Below are 20,979 nucleotides of genomic sequence, written 5' to 3'. Positions count from 1 at the left end.
TATCAGGTTTAAATACAATAAAAATGATCTAAATTTCATGAGGCTTGTTGTAGGAACAAATTTTGACGACGAGCTCATAGGAAAAATAAGGCAGTACCCCGTTACCCACGTCTTCGGGAGTCACACGAGGACGTTGACAGGGCACGGAAGAGCCTCCTTCATCCTCCCGCAGGTTGACGACGAGAGGTTCAAGGCTCACCTGGACGTGGTTCACGGGGCCGGGATCAAGTTCCTTTACACCATGAATACGGCCACGCTGAACGGTGGGGAATACTCGGAGAAGTTCGTGAAGAGGTTATCAGAGGAGGTTGAAAGACTTGTGGGATTTGGGGTCGATGGGTTCGTCGTGGCTCTACCCTTCCTTGTGAAGTTGATAAAGAGGGAACATCCGGAGCTGGAGGTATCAATTTCGTCGTATGCAAGGGTTTACAACATAAGGGAAGTTGAGAACTTCATGGAGCTAGGGGCTGACACGGTCATACTGCACGAGGACGATAACAGGAACTTCAGACTGTTGAGATCCCTTCAGAAGTTGCAGAGGAGAGTGGATTTCGAGCTCATCACCAATAACTCCTGCCTTTGGGGTTGCGTTTACAGGAGGACTCACGATATTGTCTCGTCGCAGAGCTCAGCGGAGGGAGGTATAGAGGCGTGGTTCGAGTATCCCATCCTCTTCTGTGCCACTGACGTCAGGAATGACCTGGCTAACATCATAAGGATGAGGTGGATAAGGCCTGAGGACCTGATAGTTTACGAGGGCCTAGGATTTGACAGGTTCAAAATTGCTGGAAGGAACAAGAGGACGGAGTGGATAGTTAGGGCAGTCAAGGCTTACGCTAACAGAAGGTATGAAGGAAACTTGCTTGACATAGTCAGCTACCCTCAGGGGAGGGCAGTTCCCAAGGTCATGGAAAAGGTAGGAGGTCCCAGGGATTATGAGGTACTCAAGGAGGTCTACGTGGACAATACCAAGTTTCCGCCCAACTGGCTGGGCTTTTTCAGGTATAACGGGTGCGAGGAGAGATCCTGTGCCGATTGCGGTTACTGTACCGCAGTAGCTAGGGAAGTGATAAGGGTGGGAGAAAAGGAGTTCTCCCGGCTCGACCTGGGAAAGGTCCAGGTGCCATTAGACCTGATTCCGAGGTTTGGTGGAAATGGTTAGCCTTGGAAGAATAAGGATCCTGGAACTTGTGGAACCAGGTTTCTTTGGTGGAGTTCTCAATCATAACGTGACCGTGGTGGAGAGGGGTCCCTCCGGAGGGCTCATGATGATCGATACGAGCCTGCCCATGAACCTGGAGAGGATGGAACTCTACCTTAAGGCCTGGGGCTACTCACTTGAGGACGTGTCAGACGTTGTGGTCACGCACTGGCATCACGATCACGCCGGGAACGCATCGGAGTTAAGGAAGCTTGGAGCCAGGGTTTACGCCCATGAAGACGAGGTAGAGTATCTGGCCAATCCGCCGAGATATGAGATAGTGTACAGCGACGTGAAGGACGAACTGAAGGTTTCGGAGGAGGAATTCAAGTCAACCATGGAGAGGATAGACCAGCTAAGGTATGATCCCGTGACTGTTGATGTTCCGCTCAAGGGCGGTGAGATTTTATCAGGTTTCAGGGTGATATACGTCCCTGGACATACCAAGGGGCACATTGCCCTATTTGACGGAGATTACCTGGTGACGGGAGACGCAGTTAGGGGAGTGGGTAAGCTGACTCCACCCCTGAGGTTCTTCTCCTGGAATTACAGTAGGGCATTGACCTCGTTTCAGATGTTAACCTCCCTTCCCTACTCCGTGATTATTCCCTATCACGGTGAGGTGTTCACAAAATGGTAGCTCCATACGTGGTTGTCCTGGAGAGCACCAAGGCATGCGATCTCGCGTGTAAACACTGCAGGGCCAGGGCTATACCCAACAGGTTACCGGGAGAGCTGACAACTGAGGAAGTTAAGTCGCTGGTGGACGATCTATCCTCCTCAGGAGTGAAGCTCTTCGTAATAAGCGGGGGAGACGCGCTAAAGAGAGATGACATATTTGACATTCTCTCGTACTCTTCAAGAAGAATCACCACAGCTCTCTCCCCAAGTGGGAGCAGAATAGACGTTGAGGTCGCCAAACGTATCAGGGACACTGGGGTTAGCATGGTCTCCATCAGTGTCGATGGTCCAGAGGAGATACATGACGAGTTCAGAGGAGTGAAGGGGGCATTCAGGATGGCAAAGAACGCAGTGGAGTCCTTGCATCAGGCGGGGATACCGGTGCAGATAAACTCAACCATCAGCAGGTATAACGTGGACAGGTTGCATGAACTGAGGAGAACGGTTGAGTCCCTGAATCCCGTGTACTGGGACGTCTTTATGCTCATACCAACTGGGAGGGCAACAAGGGAAATGATGATATCCCCTGCGCAGGCAGAAGAGGTTATGAGGACCATAACCAAGTGGAGGATGGAGGGCCTTAACGTGAGGATGACCTGTGCTCCATACCTGGTGAGGGTAATGAACGAAATGGGTGTGGTAAGACCTCTACCTCCTGACAAGAATTACGGGAGAAGAAGCGTAAATGGTGCAAGGGGATGCATGGCGGGGAACGGATACGCTTTCGTGGCCTATGATGGTACAGTCTACCCGTGTGGTTTCCTTCCCACCCCCGCAGGGAACGTGAGGTTCAGGAAGTTCAGCGAGATCTATGAGGATTCCCCGGTTTTCAAGATGTTAAGGGAACCCTCAAAACTGGGAGGAAAGTGCGGGGTGTGCGAGTACAGGTCCGTGTGCGGAGGTTGCAGGGCGAGGGCCTTCAGCTTAACCGAGAATTTCATGGACGAGGATCCCTTCTGCACATATGTTCCTAGGACGCTGAGGGTGAAAGTATGATAAGCATATCCAGACTGGTGTCCGACAGGAAGGAGGAGGCAGACAGGATAAGGTACTCTGGCCTCAAGGACAGATATCCGTCAGTGCTGGTGTTCAACGTAACAAGGAACTGCAACCTGAGGTGTCTCCATTGTTACTCCGGTTCTGGAACTCAGCTATTTCAGGACCTCCCCCTATCCACCTGGATCAATGCAGTGAAGCAGGCATCGGAGATGGGGGTAAAACATATTCTCCTCTCAGGAGGGGAACCCCTAGCCAGGAGAGACCTTCACGTCATCGCGAGGGAGGCATGGGAGAGGGGAATAAGGGTGGAGCTATCAACCAATGGGACCATGTTAACCAGGGAGAGACTTGAGGAACTAAAGCCCTACGTCGATTATGTGGGGGTTAGCCTTGACGGTCCAGAACCCATACATGACAAGTTCAGGGGAGTCGAAGGTGCCTTCTCCAAGGCCTTAAAGGGAATAAGAACAGCGAAAGAGATGGGACTTAAGACGGGGCTCAGGTTCACAATCACTAGGGATAATTACAGTTACATAGATTTCGTGTTTGAGGTCATGAGGAAAGAGGGCATAAATAGGGTATGCTTCTATCATCTGGCATATGCGGGAAGGGCAGACAGAAAGCTTGACATAGATAATTCCACAAGGCTAAGGGTAATTGCCAAGATAGTGGACTACGCCAGGACAGGGGAGTGGGAGGTTCTAACGGCGGATAACCCTGTGGATGGGATACTTGTATATCGGTTAACGGGGAAAGACAGGGTGCTGGAGTTACTGAGAAGGAATGGGGGAAACAAATCGGGCGAGAGGATAGCTGACGTTAATCCCGAGGGAGTGGTTTACCCGGATCAGTTCACCCCTGTGAGGATAGGGGAGATCACCGATCTGAGGAGGATCTGGGATGAACCCCATCCAGTGGTGAAAAAACTGAGGGAAAGGAAATCCCTGGTGAAGTGTGCCTCCTGCAGGTTCTTTGACGTATGTAATGGAGGGTTAAGGGGAAGGGCACTGGCTGTAACGGGAGATATGTGGGAGAAGGATCCGTCGTGCTATCTAGACGAAATAGAGAAACTGGAGGAAAAAGCCATAGCCTAAAAATGCAAAATTTTTCCTTATCCTTCCAGCTTGGAGAACTCATCCCACATTCTATCCACTTCGTCCTGGATCTCCTTTATCTGCTCCTGCGTTAAGTTGGCAAACCTTCCCTGTAACTTCAGGTATTCTGTCACTGGTTTCCTTTTCTTCTTATCAGTCAACGTCTTGCTTATGCTTGTCAGCCTGAACTTACCCCTCTCTATCTCGTAAAGTGGCCATATTCCAGTTTCCACTGCCAGCTTAGCAACCTCCACGGTCAAACTGGAATCATGTCTCCATCCTGGAGGACAGGGGGAGAGGAGATGGATATACCTGAACCCCGTGATGTCCTTTGCCTTCCTGACCTTGGCCTGATAATCGAAGAGATAGGCAATGGAGGCTGTTGCCACGTAGGGTACTCCGTGTTCAGCGATCAACTGCGGAACTGGCTTCTTCCACTCTCTCTTTCCTGACGGCGTGGTGGTGGTCCACGCACCAAAGGGAGTTAGTCCAGACCTCTGTATTCCGGTGTTCATGTACGCTTCATTATCGTAACATACGTAAAGTATATCCTCATTTCTTTCCGCTGCTCCGCTTAATGAGGCAAAGCCAATGTCCCCTGTCCCTCCATCTCCCGCCCAGACCACCACCGTTGCCTTCTCTCCCCTTGCCTCCAGGGCCGACTTCAACCCAGAGGCTATTGCAGGAGAGGCAGCAAATGCGCTGTGAACCACAGGCACACGGGAGGGCATTCCCCTGCTATCTCCCATGATCACCGTGGAACAGGAAGCTGGCACCACTAGCACGGTCTTTTCGCCAGTTACTTCCAGCAACGCATCCAGTTCCCTGGGAATGGGACATCCCGGGCAGGCCGCGTTACCACGCATGAGCATCATAGCAACCACCTCTCCTCCTCAAGTGCACCAACTGTCAGGTCCTCCAAGGCCTTCTCCACGTGCATCGGTCTCACATCCTTTCCTCCCAATCCCCCTATCACGTCGTGAATTGGCACGTCCAGTCCATATGAGGCAGATTTCACCTCAATGCCCAGGACTCCCCCAGAACCGTAAGAGACAGCCCTATCCAGAACCATGACACCTCTCGCCTTCCTCACAACGTTTCTGACAACCTCCTTAGGGAAAGGTCTGAATCCCCTTATCTTCAGGAGGCCAGCCCTTATGCCCTTCTCCCTGACCCTATCAACCGCAACCCTGGCGTCTCCGGTCCACGCTCCCATAGACACCACCAGATACTCTGCATCGTCGCAGAGATAGCACTCCGTACTCCCGTATCCTCTCCCCGTTAACTCCTCAAATTCCCTCCCTACTTGGTCTATCACGGCCTTAGCCTTTTCCATGGCCTTCTGGGCCTGATGCCTGAAGAAGATGTAGTCATCGGGTGTGGCCACAGGTCCGATTCCAACGGGATCACTGAAATCAATGAGGTTGAACTCCCTTGGCGGGAGGAAGGAGTCCACCACGTCATCTGGCAGAACCTCAACCCTCTCCATGGTGTGCGTGAGGATGAAGCCATCAAACCCCATCATGACCGGAAGGAGAACGTTGGGGTTCTCCGATATTCTGAAGGCCTGAAGTGTGAGGTCATAGGCCTCCTGCACATTCTCAGCCATCATCTGTATCCATATGGCATCCCTCTTGCTCACGAAATCCTGATGATCATCCAAGATTGACCAAGGCGAGGCTATTGCCCTAGTGGCCACAGCTGCAACTATGGGCACCCTCTGCCCTCCTGCCCAGTATATCATTTCGGTCATGTAAAGGAGGCCCTGAGACGCGGTCGCAGTGAAGACCCTTGCACCCGCTAGCGCTGCTCCATAGATTGAAGCCATGGCAGAGTGTTCGCTCTCGACCCTGATCATCCTTGCCTTCAATTTACCGGAATCAACGTATTCCGAGAGTTTCTCCAGCATGGTGGTCTGGGGGGTTATTGGATAAACTGCTAAAACCTGGGGTTTGGCCTGCATAACGGCATATGCAACAGCGTGGTTTCCCACCATTGCCTTGACAATGTTTCTAGTGGATGTTCTCTGCATTCACTTCACCTCCTTCACCATCTCTATGGCTGCTGTGGGACAAACCTGGGCACATACACCGCACCCCTTACAGTAATCGTAATCTATCCTTGGGTAGAGGTTCTTCTCAAGATCAATGGTGTTCTCGACACAGTAGAAGAAACAGAGCCTGCATCTGGTGCACTTGTCGTAATGTATCACCGGTTTCAGGACTCTCCAGGTTCCGGTCCTCCCCGCTGATCCCAGCGCTGGCCTGGCCAGAGGTACCTCAGCTGGAACCTTAATCAAGGGCTTTCACCTCCTTGGAACCTAGGTGAATTGCCTTGGCGTTGAGCTCCCCAAGCTTTCCGGGGAACTCCTCCATTACTGCTTTCTCCAGCAGTTCCGGATCGGCAATCCCGGTCACCTTGACCAGTGCCCCCAGCATGGCAGTGTTGACCACGCTCCATCCCGCGACCACGAGCCCCAGATTCCTCGCTATATCAGTCGCGTTAACGTAATAGGTGTTTTTCCAGTGTTTCTTGGGATTGTCCGAGTTTATGATCAGGACTCCGTCCTCCTTTATTCCCTCCAGGGGATTGACTATCTCTAGGAGTGTCGTATCAAAAACCGTCACCACATCAGGATTGTACACTCTCCTGTGAAGGGGTATTGGTTTATCTGATACCCTTACCTCACTGCTCACCGGTGCTCCTCTTCTTTCTCCACCGAAGAAGGGGATGGACTGTGCAAATTTTCCCTCCATTATTACTGCCTTGGTCAATAATTCCCCTGCCGTGACAACTCCCTGTCCTCCTCTGCCCTTTAATGAGATTTCTATCATAGGATTATATTCAACTGTGAAAATAAGGACATGACTTATCATTCATACCATCCAATCGCATTAACCATGTTAACATCAGATCCCCGCACAATTCAACTTATGATGGGGATAAAAGCGTGTTCTTTCTAAGAGAACTTAACTTAGTTAATCATGTTTTTTAAAATCATTTTACTTTTACCAATGAAAGGCTTTTTTCTTTAGCCAAAGAAATAACTTCATTGGGATCATGTGTTACTTAAATATTTCTAAAATTGACAGACCTATTATAGAAAGGAATGTTGTTTTGTTACGTAAAGAAAAATTTGATAAAATTGGGAATGATAAATTTATTAAGGTGTTATCGGCCCACGAGAGAAGCGAGATGAGTAAGAGCTACTTCTATTTCGTTCTCGGGAAAATGAGGGAACTGGGTTTAATGGAGGACAACGGACTGGCGTTCAAGGCAGTGATATCCTTCGAGCCCAAGGGAGAAAAAATGGAATTGGAGGAGAAGCTCATCTACGTTACGGAGGATAAGGAACTGGTATTGATGGACTTGGAGAGGGATGAGTATTCCTGCAGGAGTTGTTCCATCAGATCCATGTGCGTTTCCTACCTTAAGCTTATTGCAAAGGAGTCTGGAGCTAAAGTGAGCAAGATGAATCCAAGGGATGCTTGGAAGGAGGTTATAGGCCACATAAGGAAAAACCTGGTCGAGAACACATATTATCTCAAGGTTCCGAGTCATTTTCTGTTTGAGGAGAGGAAGGGGGAGGAAAAGGAAGTGGAGATCTCCTGCGCCAGATCTTGAACCGGGAAAGATACATTAATCATGGCGAGTAAAGATTTCACATGAATGACAATGAGACGTTAGAGACCCTTCTTAAGTCGCTCAATACCACACTGGATGGACTGACTTCTGAAGAGGCCAAATCTAGGTTACTCAAGTTTGGACCCAATGAGGTTAAGGAGAAGAGGAGAAGCCCGGTTATAGAGTTTCTTATGAAGTTCTGGGCTCCCGTCCCGTGGATGCTGGAAGTTACAGTGATCCTCACTTTCCTCCTTCAGAAATTCCTTGATATGTACATAATTCTCTTTCTCCTGATCTTCAATTCCATAATAAGTTTCGTCCAGGAGCACAGGGCCGAGAACGCTGTGGAACTCCTGAAGCGTAGATTACAGGTCATGGCAAAGGTGAAGAGAGATGGTAAATGGGTCTCAATTCAGGCCAAGGAACTGGTGCCAGGAGACTTGGTCACCGTGAGGATTGGGGATATCGTACCCGCAGATATCAAGATAGTGGAGGGAGAGATTTTAGTAGACCAGTCAGCTCTAACTGGGGAATCGCAACCGGTGGAAAGGAAACCTCTGGACAACCTCTACTCTGGCTCAATTGTAAAGAGGGGTGAAGCAAAGGGAATCGTGATAAGCACGGGAGCGAGGACCTACTTTGGTAAGACCACTCAACTGGTTCAGGTTGCCAGGGCCAAGTCCCACATTCAGGACATCATTATGAAGATTGTCAGATATCTGATAGTCATAGACGTTATCCTGGTGATTGCCCTCACCCTTTTCGCAATTATCGCGGGGATCAGACTTAGTGACGTTTTACCTTTCTCCCTAGTTGTTCTAATTGCCTCAGTCCCTGTAGCCCTTCCTGCTACCTTTACCATAGCCATGGCCCTGGGCGCTGAAGAGCTTTCCAGGAAGGGAATACTGGTCACCAGGCTTAATGCCTCTGAAGACGCTGCAAGTATGGATGTCCTAAACCTGGATAAGACCGGGACTCTCACCGAGAACAGACTCAGGGTGGGTGACCCCATACCCTCCAAGGGATATAGTGACAAGGACGTAGTTGTTTACGCCCTTTTGGCATCAGACGAGGCAACTCAGGACCCCATAGATCTCGCAGTAGCAGAATGTTCTAGGGAGAGGGGGATCTCCTCACCTTATTCCAGGTTACGCTTTGAGCCATTTGATCCATCTAAGAAGAGAACCGAGGCCATCATCTCCACGCCAGAGGGAGAAATCAGGGTCATGAAGGGAGCCCCTCAGGTTATAGAACAACTTGCAAACGTTGATAAGAAATGGTTTGATGAGCAGGTGAGTTCACTTTCAGCTAGAGGTTTCAGGGTGATCGCTGTGGCAGCGGGAAGGGAAAAACTCGAGGTTGTAGGTCTCCTCCCACTATACGATAGACCCAGACCCGATAGTCCAAAGTTCATCCAGGAGATAAAGAATCTGGGCGTAGCTCCAAAAATGGTCACGGGTGATAACTCACTGATTGCTGTGGAGGTAGCGAGGGAGGTGGGAATTGGGGATAAGGTGTGCGATATGCGGGAGGTCAGGGAGGTATCTCCACAGGAAAGGAGTAAATACGTTGAAGAGTGTCAGGTGTTCGCGGAGGTATTTCCAGAGGATAAGTACACCATAGTCAAGTCTCTTCAGGACACCGGTCATGTGGTGGGAATGACTGGGGATGGGGTTAATGACGCTCCCGCGTTGAAGCAGGCAGAGGTGGGAATTGCCGTCTACAATTCCACGGATGTAGCCAAGGCGTCCGCAAGCATGGTACTGACCCATGAAGGGTTAACGGATATTGTGGAGGCGATAAAGACCGGGAGGAAGATATATCAAAGGATGCTCACGTACACAATGAACAAGATAATAAAGACCCTTCAGGTCGTGCTGTTTCTCACGTTGTCCTTCTTCCTGACAAGGTTTTTCGTCACCACTCCCTTTGATGTGATTCTTCTCCTCTTCCTTAACGATTTCGTCACCATGTCCATTGCAACAGATAACGTCACCTATTCCATGAAGCCGGAGAGATGGAACGTGAACAAGATCGTTAGGTCCTCCCTGATACTGGCCCTTCTCGTGCTGGTTGAATCCTTCTTCGTCCTCTGGTTTTCAATGTCGCTCAAGCTGGACGTTAATGAGATACATACCGCGATATTTGACATGCTAGTGTTCACTGGCCAGTTTACCATTTACATCCTGAGAACCAGGGGAAGAATGTGGAGTTCAGTCCCGAGCAAACCTCTTCTAATCTCCTCAATAGCAGATATATTATTTGTACTTGCTATTTCCTCTCTTGGAATACTTGTTACGCCTATTCCAATTCAGGTAACGCTAGCTGTCCTTTTCATGGCATTTACTTTCAACTTGTTGTTCGATCAGATAAAGGTAAGTTTACTAAGATTAACTTAAAGTTGAATTGAACATGAGTCCAATTTCTTAAGTTTATTATTGTTCCCGATCTATTTTTATCGTGGTTAAATTGATGCGCAGGTTAGATAACAGGAAAATCCTGGTAATTCTAGGAGTGGGACTCCTCGTCGCGTCCCTCATCATGGGCTTCGTCAGCGTCCCCATGGCCCAGACAACCCCCCAGATAGTGGCGTACAAGATCTCTGGCTCGGCAAACCTCAACGCTCCAGGAACCGAGAGCTTCTGGTCCAAAATCCCGTGGGACAACATCTCCCTCACGGCCAACATACCCCAGGCCCCAACATCCGGTATAACCCATTACGTCCTGGTTAAGACTGCATGGAATGGCACTGACCTCATGGTACTAATGAGCTGGCCCGCCCCTGATCCTGCATTCGGTGCCTGGTCTGCAGCCGCAGGTGCACTGGATCCCTCGGCGAGCGGTCCGGGTCTGTTCAGGGAAATCCTTCTAACCCCTGGAGTCACGTATACACTCAACACTTCATACAGCAACTACTATGCTATAATTAACGGAAAACAGGAGCAAGGGAGGCTAATACTGAATTACTCAGGGATAACATTGCCAACTCCCAACATGACTCAGATTCAGGTCCTGCCTAACGGTAGTATCATCCTGTACCACTCCCTGAGGCCCATGGAGGACCTCCTGTACAACAACGGAATGTTTTACGGTTACTACACCAACAACACCTGGTACTATCCTGACAGGGCAGCCATAATGTGGTACATGGGCAGTGTAATACCTCCCACCTCGGACTGTATGAACATAGGTGGAAAGGTACCGGGACAGGAATTTGACGGTTTCACACTGAAGAATGCAGGCGGCTCTCTGCAACAGCAGGGAGGAGCTGCAAACATATGGATGTGGGTCTCCGGCGCCACATGGAACAACAAGACCTACGATCCGGCATTCGCCGCGAACCTGTGGAACAACGAGTCCCTCACCGGCCTACCATACACTGACCCGGGCAACCAGGGCTTCGCCGTTCCCCTCTACACCAACAACACCAACATGTACGAGGTTGACACTGCAGGGATATGGTACGCTCCCGTGGCCTCCTCTGGACTCAACGGATCCCTCTTCTTCGTGAAGACAGGCGCAACCTACTCCAACGGTTTCTGGACCGTGGAGTACGTGAGGCCCCTTCAAGTGCCCCAAGCTTACGCTAAGTGGATGCCCAACTTCACGGTTGGCAACACGTACTACGTGGCGTTCGCCGTATGGCAGGGCAAGCTAGGTGAAACCCTGTTCGACAAATCCATCACCTCCGGCTTCCTCCAGTTCACCCTCTCCAACTCCGCCCCGACCACCACAACGACCACCACAACCACAACGACCACCACTTCTAACACCACCTCCACAACTAGCTCCTCCAGCGTAGGAAACGTTACAGTGGACGTTACAGTGATTGGCGCCATTGTGGCAATTATTGCACTTATAGCCCTGTACGTGGTGTTCAGGAGATGAGCTCCCTTCGAGAGGATTCAGTAAAGTTAGTTCTGATTTTTTTAGCTCTGGCCTCTATTTTTCAGTTTATCCTTCAGTTTATATTCTCGGTTTCCTATTTACCCATTCAGATTCCCTTCCAGAACGTGTTAACTAAGCTAGGTCAGGTTGGTATATACCTAGGTTACTTGGCAATAGGAATTTTCTCGATTCTCTCATGGAAAAAAGTCAAGGCATTATTGCCCTTGGGAATTCTTCTCCTAATCTCTCCCGCGTTCACCCTCATAAACAACTATTTCACCTCACCCCTATGGGTGATGTATGAGGTGATTGTGGCTACACTGGGAATACTTGGCATCGCGGAAAGCTTCGCCCGCGCCCCAGTAACCTCTCTTGTTAATTTACCCACCGCTTTTATGGTGGTTCTCCTAGTGGCAGCCGGGCTACTCGTGGATATATCCCACGTTGAACTCCTGATTAATTACCTCTTCGTATTTGAGGTATCCCTCCTCAGCTTCTTGGCGTATACTGTTATCTGGAGTTCACGTAATCTGAGTCTAAGGAGGGCCTCCATCTCCTATTTGGCTTCCATTCCCTCGCTCTTCGCGTTTCTTCCAATCTACTTCCTGGTTTCCAGCAACAGATTCATGGAGATAATTATGAACATGGTAATGCCCTCGGTGTTTGGAATAGTGCTCACGAACCCCTACTCCCTTCCTCTGTTTGTGATATCCCTGGCAATCGCCATTTACCTATCCGTAACCATTGCGCTCAGTAAGAATCCGTACGCCGGACTGGGATACTTCATGATAATAACAACGGTTTTTCTTGGAGTTAATGGCTATCATCTAATTCTCTACATGGTATATCCAATCATTGGCACCATCCTGCTCAACATGAAGGAAGGTAAAAGTAGTCTAGTTGATGTAATTAGAAGCAAGATACAGAATAGAACCTGATTTTCTTTTATATGATGTTATAATACTTAAACTATTTGTAATTAGTGTGTGGAGTCACTGTAATCAAAGACCTCTAGGTTTCTGCGAGATGTCAGATCGAAAGAGAACCAAATACGTCACTTAACAGATACTCCACATTAAATTGTAATCAGCAAATCTGAATGATTGGTACCATATTATCGATTCATGTATTCCAATGAGATATATGAAAGATATATTCAAGCTCATCATCTGTTAAATTGATCAACAGTCCAACGGCAAAGTCTTAATATAAATGTGACGATATAATAGCGATGTGATAACTAAATGCCGTTAAAAATCAGATTGGGGAACGGCGAGAAGGGTGTCCTGAAAACCTCTGATCTGTACTTCATACAGAAGTTACTCAAAACCATGAGGAATCCAAAGACTAGATTCGATAGCAGGGAATTCGTGGAGAAGGGTGAGGACTATTTCTTCAATTACGTGGGTAAGAATGTGGGCGGAGTTGACGAGGGGAGAAGAAACTTCTTAAAGGGGATAGTTATAGGCGTTGCAGCTGCCACAGTTGTGGGGATCATTCCCGGACTGAGAGTGCTCGTTCCTCCTGTGGAGCAGGCTGCTGGCTTCCCCAAATCTCTTCTTGTGGACGTCTCAGGGAATCCATTGAAGGCGTCATCCATCCCAGTGAATAGTCCCATCATCACTCTCTATGAGTATCCTTTAACCGGAGAACCTAACTTCCTCCTTAACTTGGGAGACAAGTCAGGAAATCCAATTTCCATTTCCCCAGTCGAGGTTACTGTACCACAAACAGGGAAGACGTATAAGTTCCCAGGAGGTGTGGGACCAAACAACTCCATTGTGTCGTACTCGGCCATATGCCAGCACCTGGGATGCACACCTCCTTACATACATTTCTATCCTCCACAGTATGTGGGACCTTCCCAGCTAACCGCACCTGAACCAGACACATTAACTGCTCAGGCCTTGCTGGCTGCCAAGCAGGCCAATATACCGGCGTTAATTCATTGCGATTGCCACGGTTCCACATACGATCCCTATAAGGGAGGTGCAGTACTAACGGGCCCAACACAAAGGCCACTGCCTGCTGTTCTCCTCGAGTACGATAGTTCCACAGACTATCTCTATGCCATTGGCGCAATAGGCGTGGCAACGTATCCAGAGGGATCGGATGGAGTTCCGTCTCAGGACCCATCTAAGGATCTTGATACGTCCCAATACGGTAGTTCAGTGGGAACAAAGACCCAAGTCCAGGCCAACACAAACCCGTTTTCGGGATCATGAGTTCAACGGTGAGAGTTTAATTGTATGGTCTCATGAGGTGAAAACATGAGTTTAACCAAAAGGGTTTCAAACTGGTTTTCGGAAAGATTGGGACTGGACGACCTGCCCTTCTTCAAGACACCGGACTACATGTATCACGTTAATGAGTGGCTGGGTGCGCTGGTTGCTGCCTCGTTCATTTACACCGTTATATCAGGACTGATCCTGTTTCTCTACTATAACGCTGCAGCTGGCTATCAGTCAACCGAGACCATAATCAATCAGGTTCCCTACGGGTCCGTGGTTCTCTACAGTCACCTCTATGGTGCCTACGCCATGATTATCCTCGCCTACGTTCACATGTTCAGGAATTATTTCGTGGGGGCCTACAAGAAGCCCAGGGAACTCCTCTGGATACTTGGCGTCCTCATGCTTGTCCTTACTCTAGGTGCCTCTTTCCTTGGATATAGCCTCATTGGCGATGCGCTTGCAGTGAGCGCTGTAGATGTGGGTGCAGGAATCATAACATCAATACCCCAGCTATCATTCCTGATACCCATCATCTTCGGAAATTACGACACCGGAGACTATACTAGAGTATTGGCCCTTCACATCATCCTAGTTGCACTCATAGGATTGCTGTTTGTGTTTCACTTCTTCCTGGCAGAGCACTACGGCATGATGCCTTCTAGAAAGGTTAAGCCCAAGGCTCCTGCAGTTTACACCAAGGAAGAATGGTCCAAGTTCAATCCATGGTGGCCAAGGAACTTCGTCTACATGAGCTCACTAATATTTATGACGTGGGGTTTCATCCTGGCCATTCCAAACGCTCTTGCTTACCTGAATGGTTTACCTCAGTACTTCAACCCGTTCATGAATCCCAAACCCGCTCCACCACCAAATAGCCCCGCTGCAGCCCATATCACTACTTACCCGCCGTGGTTCTTCCTATTCCTTTACAAGATTGCTGACTTCACGAGCGATGTGGTAATCTTCCTGATGATTGGTGTGATAATACCACTAGTGTACCTCATCATTTTGCCATTCATTGATAGAAGTGACGAACTCCATCCGCTCAAAAGGAAGGTATTCACGGGTATAGGCATCCTCATGATTACGTACCTAATACAGACATCCCTCTGGGGAGATCTAGCTCCCGGTGTGGAGGTGAGTGTTAAGGACCAGGTTATCGCCTATCTAATACCCGCAATTATCGTGGCACTGGGTTTGACTTTCATTAAACCAGTGGACGCTCAGTTGAAGCCATCCAGAGGAATATCGCCCCTAACGTCTCTCCTCTTCATGGTTGTGGCCATGTTATTTGCGGGTTCCGTAGTGGAGCTAATTGACTATCCAAGTCTCTTTACCTTTGCCATTGCCGTGTTTACGGGCTCCCTATTCTTCATCGGAAGCAAGGCCATGGGTAAGGTTGTTCTCAGTAAGGGACTTCCCAACAATGCTGTGCCCGAAGTGAAAACCACAACCGAGACTCCGACCTCCAACGAGACTAAGAGGAAGTTCGCCGAAGTTCTAATGAGCATTTTGTTCGTACTGGTGGTGGTGATAGTGGCGCAGATGTGGACAATTCCTCCCACAGGTTACGCCTCGAACCTGTTCGGCGTGGATCTGGGACTGGTCTTCCTGATGCTGGGCGAAGTCATCTCGCTCTACCACTACGTAGTGTATAAGAAGCCCGTTGAGAAGGAAGAATAATTTTTTTATCTTCTTTTCCTTTTTACAAAATATGATAAATGTAGGATTTTATTATAGGGTCAAAAAGGGTCATGAAAAGGAATTCGAGGAAACCTTCTCCAAGGTCTTGGAATATCTAAAGAAGAACTTCCCCGGTTTCAAGGACGGGAAGTTGTACAGGAGCGTATCCGATCCCCAGGAGTACCTCATCTATAGTGAGTGGGAGAACCTGGATGTTTTCAGGCAGTTCGTATCCAGCCAGGCATACAGGGATACCACCTCTTACGGAAAGACAATCATAGAGGGAAGGCCCACACACAGGGTATTACAGCAACTGGAATGAATCTAGATCCTTCCAAGAACCCTGTTTAGCCTACCGGTTTCTTTGAGATACTCCTGAAGGTAAGGAGTATCGAGTACCTTCTCAGGTGTTAGATACTCCAGGAGAAGGCCCTGGGGCTTTGGTCTGGGATTGGTCCTGAACAGATCTTTCTCCGTGGCAAACATGTCCACAGGAACGTCAAAGGGTTCCACAGGTATGTGGTCCACAACCTGGATCGAATGCACTGTCGTTACCACGGGTACCTTGTCGTCCACGAAACCCTGCTCCCTAAGTATGGCGTATTCAAGCTCACTGTATCCTTCTCCCTTTCCCACCCTGCTCCCTTCTGGAGACACGGCGACCGAGCCCACTACGATAAGATCTATCTTGGGTATGTCCTTGAAGTGAACCCTCTCTCCGAAGGAGGAGAAGTTTACAATCTTGGATGCCTCTCTGGGATTGTCCCAGGCCTTCTCTGTCATAAGGAAGAATTCACCCCTCAATCTCGGGGTTGGAACCACCAGGGTCTTCCTGGCTCTCAGGACCAGTTCCCTGAGGGGGGCCTGAGGTGAATCTGGGTTGCTTTTGATAACCCTCGCGTCTCTGAATTCCTGCGTCTCTGACAGGATCTTGGCGGCCTGCGCACTTCCCTTGAAGTTTGGTATCCTCCCCCTCACCGGTCTCGGAAACGACGCTACGTTCTTCTCCTCCATTAACCTCCAGATCCTCTCCCTAATCTCCTGCTTCACCTTTCTCTCCATGCTTCATCCTCGCCTTCAAACTCATTGCCTCATATATCAGATTAGCTCCCAGCATGGAGGTTATCTCGCTTACGTCGTATGGTGGGGAGACCTCAACCACGTCGAAGCCAACCAGGTTCAGGTTCAGCGACCTGATTATCTCCAGAGCCTCAAATGAGGTGAGACCACCGACCTCAGGCGTACCTGTTCCCGGGGCAAAGGCCGGGTCCACAACGTCTATGTCAAATGATATGTAGGTTGGTCCCTCCAGACCGTTGATCTCCCTTATCACCCTTTCCTGATCCCTCTTCACCTCCCTGATGTTAAATGACGTTATACCCAGCCTCCTGGAATCCTCCACGTCTTCATGGGAGAAAAGGGATCCCCTTATCCCCACCTGGATAACCCTGTTCAGAAGGTTCTCCTCCAGTGCCCTCCTGAGCCATGTTCCGTGATCGTATTTCTTCCCCCAGTGGGAGTCCCAGAAGTCGTAATGTGAGTCCAGATGAACCAGGTTTACCTTCCCGTGTACCCTGTGCACCGCTCTCAACACGGGAAGGGTGATGGAGTGATCTCCTCCTGCCAGGAAGAGGGTGGAGCTCCTCATCCTTTCCACCAGAGCCTCCTCAATCCTTTTCATGGTATCCTCAATATGCCCCGGAATCACGTCCACGTCACCACCGTCACAGGCTGATAACTCGTCCAGTGGATATACCCTCTGGAATGGGTTGTAGGGCCTCAACAGCCTGGAACCGTCCCTAATTCCCATTGGCCCGAATCTGGCCCCCGGCCTGTAAGTGGTGGCGTCATCGAAGGGAATTCCCATGAATATTGCCTCGACCCTTTCCTCTCCGCACATGGGTAACCTAGCAAAGGTCGAAATTTGAGCAAACCTGGGGGATTTGAGCGCGTCTATCTGTCTCATGCTTAAGATAGTGTCTCAAAACTAAAAATGGTTTAATGTTGGAGTATCCCTTCTCGAGGTTTGAAACTCGCACTGATTCTCCCGAAAATTATATAACCACGATTATATAACCACGATTATATAACTATGGAAATACAGAGAAGGGAATACAAGGACGTGATGAACCTCAGGGACTGGACGCTTATGTTCGGGCGCAGAAAGGTGGGCAAGTCCTATCTCATAAGGAAGTATCTCAAGCACGACCTTTATTTCACCGTGACCAGGGACCTTCAGGCGTTCTACCCTGATGGCGAGATCAGACCCCTGAGGGATGCGCTGAGGGAACTGGGAGAGACGCTGAGACGAGAAGGGACGGTAGTTGTGGACGAGTTTCAGAGGATGCCAGAGAGGTACTGGGAAGTGTTTGGATCCCTGAGTCAACACGGGAAACTTGTACTTGTGGGTTCGAGTTTCAGAATATCCAAGAAGGTGTTTGATTCCAGGAGCCCTCTCCTAGGTTTCGTTATGCCCTTCAGACTGGGTCTTATTCACTACGCTGAAGCACTTCACGCTGTGAGGGATCCACTCCTGGCGCTCCTGTACAAGGATCCATGGGTTATACCCTTCGTGAGGGATGTGAGGGAGGTTCAGGACAGGGGATATCAGCTTTACATGGTGACCAAGGGTCTGGTGGGTGAAATATTTGAGGAGGAGGAAAGGCAGTTGACAACACTGTATGAGGCCATCCTCATGTCCCTGGCGGAGGGAGAGTGGAACACTTCCGTGATAGCCGGTAGCCTGGCAGGAAAGGGTCTGGACGTGACCGCATCTTCCGTCAGCGGATATCTTGACGTTCTGGCCAGCCTGGGACTTGTGGAGAAGATGGAGATATTTGGACCCAAGAGGAGGGCGAGGTGGTATTATAGACTCTCCTCCCCTATCCTGTCCCTGATGTTCTACGCTGAGGCGAAGTATAATGTGTCCGTAACGGAGAGCGTTGGTGAACTACCGCTGGGAAGGGAGGTTCAGTTTGCGGTGGGCGAATTACTTGCTGAGAAACATGGTGGGATTATGGCGTACTCACCACACGAGGATATAGACGTGGTGATCCTGAGGGACGGGAGACCAGTGATAGGGTATGAGGTTAAGATGGGTGAGCTGGATAGGAGGGAGGCAGAGAGGGCTGTGTCTAGGATTAGGAATGCTGGAATTCCACGTGTGGGACTGGTGAGCCTGAGGGATAGGCCAGGGTTCGACGCGGACGAAAGTCTTGGACCGGAGGAACTGAGGCAGATTGCGGACGAGATATCGGTTAGGGTATTACAGTGAGAACGAGATTATGATGTCGCAGACTGGTTCTCAATGTGATCCCTTGACACAACCCTTCAATCCAGGAGAGTCCTCCCTTACCTCAGGGTATCCAGGAGGGCTTTCGAGGACGGTTGCTGTAACGTTCCTGCAACTGGCGGGATTCATTCCAATGTTTGGGTCTGCTCGCCGTTGATCTGAAGATGATGAGAAAGGATGAGGACTTCCTGAATCCGGTGGGAATATGTTGGCATAAACATGTTGACGCGTTCCCTCCGTGAAGAGGATAAACTCACCTTTTAATGGGAGAAGTGAATATCAGAATATGGAAGCCCAAAGGATATTCAATGAGGCGAAGCAGATAGAGGGTAAAGTAATAGAGTTGAGGAGGAGGATTCACGAGAATCCAGAGTTATCGTATCAGGAATATGATACGGCAAAACTGGTTTCCAGTTACCTCAGGTCCCTGGGAATCGAGGTGAGGGAGGGGGTAGGGACTGAGACCGGAGTGCTGGGCGTGATCAGGGGAAAAAGGAGGGGAGTTGTGGCGTTAAGGGCCGACATGGACGCTCTTCCCGTAACTGAGGAGACTGGCCTACCCTTCGCCTCCAAGAAACCCGGGGTAATGCACGCCTGTGGTCACGACGCGCATACTGCCATGCTTCTGGGGGCGGCCACAATTCTATCGCGTCATCTTGACGAGATCGGGGAGGTCAGACTCATCTTCCAACCGGCTGAAGAGGACGGAGGAAGGGGAGGTGCACTTCCCATGATAGAGGCGGGTGTCATGGATGGCGTTGATTACGTCTTTGGGTTGCATGTGATGTCGGGTTATCCCTCAGGAACCCTGGCCACACGCGGAGGACCAATAATGGCCTGTCCCGATTCCTTCAAGGTGGAGGTGGTAGGGCGAGGCGGACATGGGTCCGCTCCCCACGAAACCGTGGATCCGGTCTATATCTCCGCCATGATAGTTAACGCGTTACAGGGGATCAGATCTAGACAGGTCAACCCCCTCGAACCCTTCGTTCTCTCCGTAACAAGCATTCATTCAGGCACCAAGGATAACATCATCCCGGATAGGGCGGTGATGGAGGGAACCATCAGGACACTTAATGAGAAGGTGAGGGAGATGGTTCTCAAGTCCTTCAACAACATTGTGAAGTCAATCTGCGAGGCATATGGAGCGGAGTGCAGGGTTAATTTCAAGGAGGATGCCTACCCTGTTACCGTGAATGATCCAGACACCACGAAGAGAGTTATGGAGATACTCAAGGAGATCCCGGGGGGAGAGGTGAAGGAGACCCCACCGGTCATGGGCGGAGAGGATTTCTCCCGATTCCTGCAGAGGGCAAAGGGATCCTTCATTTTCCTTGGAACCAGAAACGAGGAGAAGGGGATAGTTTACCCCAACCACAGCTCAAAGTTCACCGTAGATGAAGACGCTCTGAAGATAGGGGTGACTGCGCTGGTCCTCTTGGCTAACAGGTTCTCCTCCTGAAACTAAGGATCGCCCACACAGACCTCCTGTCCCTTAACAAGACGTAATTCAATTCTTTTGAGTAACTCCCTTCCCACCAGGGATAACTCCCTTCCAAATATGGGCGTCTCCACGAATCCATGTATCTTTACTCCGCCCAATGTGATGATAGACCTCGCTACTCTAGTTCTCACGTTCCCACTCAGCGTGGAGTAAACGTTCCATTTGTCTTCGTGGAGTTCCAGCGATGATATCCTTTGGTAAATATGAAAGGGGACAAGTAGCTAACCTGAGAATCCAGTGTCCACTATGGCATTAACCTTTACGCTTTCCATAGAAGATGGATCCAGAACTTCTACCTCTATCTCTGGCCTGTCTGTCACTCTGAAGCAATCGATCCCCATCCCCACTCTCCTCTAATTGGTGAGTAACTTCTGCTATCAATAACGCATTTTCTGTAACCTCTGGAGGCCTCTATTGCCTGATCTTCAGTATCAAATGCCCCTATGAACTTACCATCACACACCAAGACAAACTTTCCCTTATCCAATGCCTCAATAGCTTCCCTGTTTCTCCTCAGTACTGCGCGATTTTCGCTGGGTATGCCCTCCGTCTCTCTCAACCATAGTTTAATTGCCGTCGAAAACTGTTTTCGTTAAAGCGTGAAGTTTAAATACTTTGTCTACAAATCACAATATGATGCTAAGACCCAAAGAAGTATGCCAGAGACTGGGAATCTCCTACAGAACATTGCAGGAATACGTAAAAAAGGGGTACATAAAACCAGAGAGATTGCCATCTGGGAAAATGAGATTTCGGGAGGAGGACGTTGAGAGATTGGC

The 20,979-nt window shown here is 49.6% G+C and carries 22 protein-coding genes; 14 read left to right on the top strand and 8 right to left on the bottom strand.

Annotation, left to right across the window (positions count from 1 at the left end):
- The first annotated feature begins 37 nt into the window (after nucleotides 1-37).
- From L3N51_RS11200 to L3N51_RS11185, 4 genes are read left to right on the top strand one after another with little or no spacing between them, the layout of a single operon-like run.
- Nucleotides 38-1,162 carry a peptidase U32 family protein gene (locus L3N51_RS11200; RefSeq protein ID WP_238027304.1) on the top strand — a complete coding sequence of 375 codons (1,125 nt, stop codon included), beginning with the start codon at nucleotides 38-40 and terminating at the stop codon, nucleotides 1,160-1,162.
- Complete coding sequence (locus L3N51_RS11195) at nucleotides 1,155-1,841, top strand: MBL fold metallo-hydrolase (protein ID WP_238027303.1); 687 nt, start codon at nucleotides 1,155-1,157, stop codon at nucleotides 1,839-1,841. Before L3N51_RS11200 ends, L3N51_RS11195 begins: the two co-directional genes overlap by 8 nt.
- Entirely contained in the window at nucleotides 1,835-2,878 is a 1,044-nt protein-coding gene (locus L3N51_RS11190) for a radical SAM/SPASM domain-containing protein (protein WP_238027302.1), read from the top strand. The genes L3N51_RS11195 and L3N51_RS11190 overlap by 7 nt, the downstream gene beginning before the upstream one ends.
- Entirely contained in the window at nucleotides 2,875-3,975 is a 1,101-nt protein-coding gene (locus L3N51_RS11185; protein ID WP_238027301.1) for a radical SAM/SPASM domain-containing protein, read from the top strand. The genes L3N51_RS11190 and L3N51_RS11185 overlap by 4 nt, the downstream gene beginning before the upstream one ends.
- A 17-nt stretch (nucleotides 3,976-3,992) precedes the next feature.
- Here L3N51_RS11185 and L3N51_RS11180 read toward each other — a convergent pair whose 3' ends face one another.
- Genes L3N51_RS11180 through L3N51_RS11165 form a run of 4 tightly spaced genes read right to left on the bottom strand, consistent with a single transcriptional unit; the run spans nucleotide 3,993 to nucleotide 6,809 of the window.
- Complete coding sequence (locus L3N51_RS11180) at nucleotides 3,993-4,850, bottom strand: 3-methyl-2-oxobutanoate dehydrogenase subunit beta (RefSeq protein WP_238027300.1); 858 nt, start codon at nucleotides 4,848-4,850, stop codon at nucleotides 3,993-3,995.
- A complete protein-coding gene (locus L3N51_RS11175) occupies nucleotides 4,847-6,007 on the bottom strand; it encodes a transketolase C-terminal domain-containing protein (RefSeq protein ID WP_238027299.1) in 1,161 nt (386 codons plus the stop codon). The genes L3N51_RS11180 and L3N51_RS11175 overlap by 4 nt, the downstream gene beginning before the upstream one ends.
- Nucleotides 6,008-6,274, bottom strand: coding sequence for a 4Fe-4S binding protein (locus tag L3N51_RS11170; RefSeq protein WP_238027298.1), 267 nt, complete (start codon nucleotides 6,272-6,274; stop codon nucleotides 6,008-6,010).
- A complete protein-coding gene (locus L3N51_RS11165) occupies nucleotides 6,267-6,809 on the bottom strand; it encodes a 2-oxoacid:acceptor oxidoreductase family protein (RefSeq protein WP_238027297.1) in 543 nt (180 codons plus the stop codon). The genes L3N51_RS11170 and L3N51_RS11165 overlap by 8 nt, the downstream gene beginning before the upstream one ends.
- A 361-nt stretch (nucleotides 6,810-7,170) precedes the next feature.
- On the opposite strand from L3N51_RS11165, the gene L3N51_RS11160 reads away from it, so the two are divergent.
- From L3N51_RS11160 to L3N51_RS11130, 7 genes are all read left to right on the top strand, one after another.
- The gene (locus L3N51_RS11160; protein WP_238027296.1) at nucleotides 7,171-7,599 is read left to right on the top strand and encodes a hypothetical protein; all 429 of its coding nucleotides are present in this window, start codon (nucleotides 7,171-7,173) and stop codon (nucleotides 7,597-7,599) included.
- 41 nt (nucleotides 7,600-7,640) lie between these two features.
- On the top strand, nucleotides 7,641-9,998 hold the full coding sequence (locus L3N51_RS11155; protein ID WP_238027295.1) for a plasma-membrane proton-efflux P-type ATPase: 2,358 nt from the start codon (nucleotides 7,641-7,643) through the stop codon (nucleotides 9,996-9,998).
- A 73-nt stretch (nucleotides 9,999-10,071) separates the two neighbouring features.
- Nucleotides 10,072-11,487 (top strand): cytochrome b558/566 subunit A, encoded by a 1,416-nt coding sequence (cbsA, locus tag L3N51_RS11150; protein ID WP_238027294.1) that lies wholly within the window; start codon nucleotides 10,072-10,074, stop codon nucleotides 11,485-11,487.
- Nucleotides 11,484-12,425 (top strand): cytochrome b558/566 subunit B, encoded by a 942-nt coding sequence (cbsB, locus tag L3N51_RS11145; RefSeq protein WP_238027293.1) that lies wholly within the window; start codon nucleotides 11,484-11,486, stop codon nucleotides 12,423-12,425. The genes cbsA and cbsB overlap by 4 nt, the downstream gene beginning before the upstream one ends.
- 306 nt (nucleotides 12,426-12,731) lie before the next feature.
- The gene (gene soxL2, locus L3N51_RS11140) at nucleotides 12,732-13,712 is read left to right on the top strand and encodes a Rieske iron-sulfur protein SoxL2 (RefSeq protein ID WP_238027292.1); all 981 of its coding nucleotides are present in this window, start codon (nucleotides 12,732-12,734) and stop codon (nucleotides 13,710-13,712) included.
- A 45-nt stretch (nucleotides 13,713-13,757) separates the two neighbouring features.
- Nucleotides 13,758-15,404: a proton pump complex cytochrome B SoxC gene (gene soxC, locus L3N51_RS11135; RefSeq protein ID WP_238027291.1), complete on the top strand. Its 1,647-nt coding sequence runs from the start codon at nucleotides 13,758-13,760 to the stop codon at nucleotides 15,402-15,404.
- Nucleotides 15,405-15,435: 31 nt separating this feature from the next.
- Nucleotides 15,436-15,726 carry an antibiotic biosynthesis monooxygenase family protein gene (locus L3N51_RS11130; protein ID WP_238027290.1) on the top strand — a complete coding sequence of 97 codons (291 nt, stop codon included), beginning with the start codon at nucleotides 15,436-15,438 and terminating at the stop codon, nucleotides 15,724-15,726.
- A gap of 2 nt (nucleotides 15,727-15,728) precedes the next feature.
- On the opposite strand, the gene L3N51_RS11125 is transcribed toward L3N51_RS11130, so the two are convergent.
- Both L3N51_RS11125 and speB read right to left on the bottom strand, forming a co-directional pair.
- Nucleotides 15,729-16,466, bottom strand: coding sequence for a 5-formyltetrahydrofolate cyclo-ligase (locus tag L3N51_RS11125; protein WP_238027289.1), 738 nt, complete (start codon nucleotides 16,464-16,466; stop codon nucleotides 15,729-15,731).
- The gene (speB, locus tag L3N51_RS11120) at nucleotides 16,438-17,370 is read right to left on the bottom strand and encodes an agmatinase (RefSeq protein ID WP_238027288.1); all 933 of its coding nucleotides are present in this window, start codon (nucleotides 17,368-17,370) and stop codon (nucleotides 16,438-16,440) included. The genes L3N51_RS11125 and speB overlap by 29 nt, the downstream gene beginning before the upstream one ends.
- A gap of 126 nt (nucleotides 17,371-17,496) precedes the next feature.
- Between speB and L3N51_RS11115 the strand changes: the two genes are divergently transcribed.
- A complete protein-coding gene (locus L3N51_RS11115; RefSeq protein ID WP_238027287.1) occupies nucleotides 17,497-18,678 on the top strand; it encodes an AAA family ATPase in 1,182 nt (393 codons plus the stop codon).
- A 304-nt stretch (nucleotides 18,679-18,982) separates the two neighbouring features.
- Nucleotides 18,983-20,158, top strand: coding sequence for a carboxypeptidase CpsA (gene cpsA / locus L3N51_RS11110; protein ID WP_238027286.1), 1,176 nt, complete (start codon nucleotides 18,983-18,985; stop codon nucleotides 20,156-20,158).
- A 2-nt stretch (nucleotides 20,159-20,160) separates the two neighbouring features.
- Here the strand turns inward: cpsA and L3N51_RS11105 are convergent, their stop codons facing one another.
- Nucleotides 20,161-20,331: a hypothetical protein gene (locus L3N51_RS11105; RefSeq protein ID WP_238027285.1), complete on the bottom strand. Its 171-nt coding sequence runs from the start codon at nucleotides 20,329-20,331 to the stop codon at nucleotides 20,161-20,163.
- 185 nt (nucleotides 20,332-20,516) lie between these two features.
- Nucleotides 20,517-20,759: a hypothetical protein gene (locus L3N51_RS11100; protein WP_238027284.1), complete on the bottom strand. Its 243-nt coding sequence runs from the start codon at nucleotides 20,757-20,759 to the stop codon at nucleotides 20,517-20,519.
- Nucleotides 20,760-20,836: 77 nt separating this feature from the next.
- Between L3N51_RS11100 and L3N51_RS11095 the strand changes: the two genes are divergently transcribed.
- Nucleotides 20,837-20,979 (top strand): MerR family transcriptional regulator (locus L3N51_RS11095; protein ID WP_238027313.1); only part of this gene is annotated, 143 nt, incomplete at its 3' end.

The sequence above is a fragment of the Metallosphaera javensis (ex Hofmann et al. 2022) genome (assembly GCF_022064045.1).
Lineage (GTDB): Archaea > Thermoproteota > Thermoprotei_A > Sulfolobales > Sulfolobaceae > Metallosphaera > Metallosphaera javensis.
This window is presented reverse-complemented; position numbering and strand designations above follow the sequence as displayed.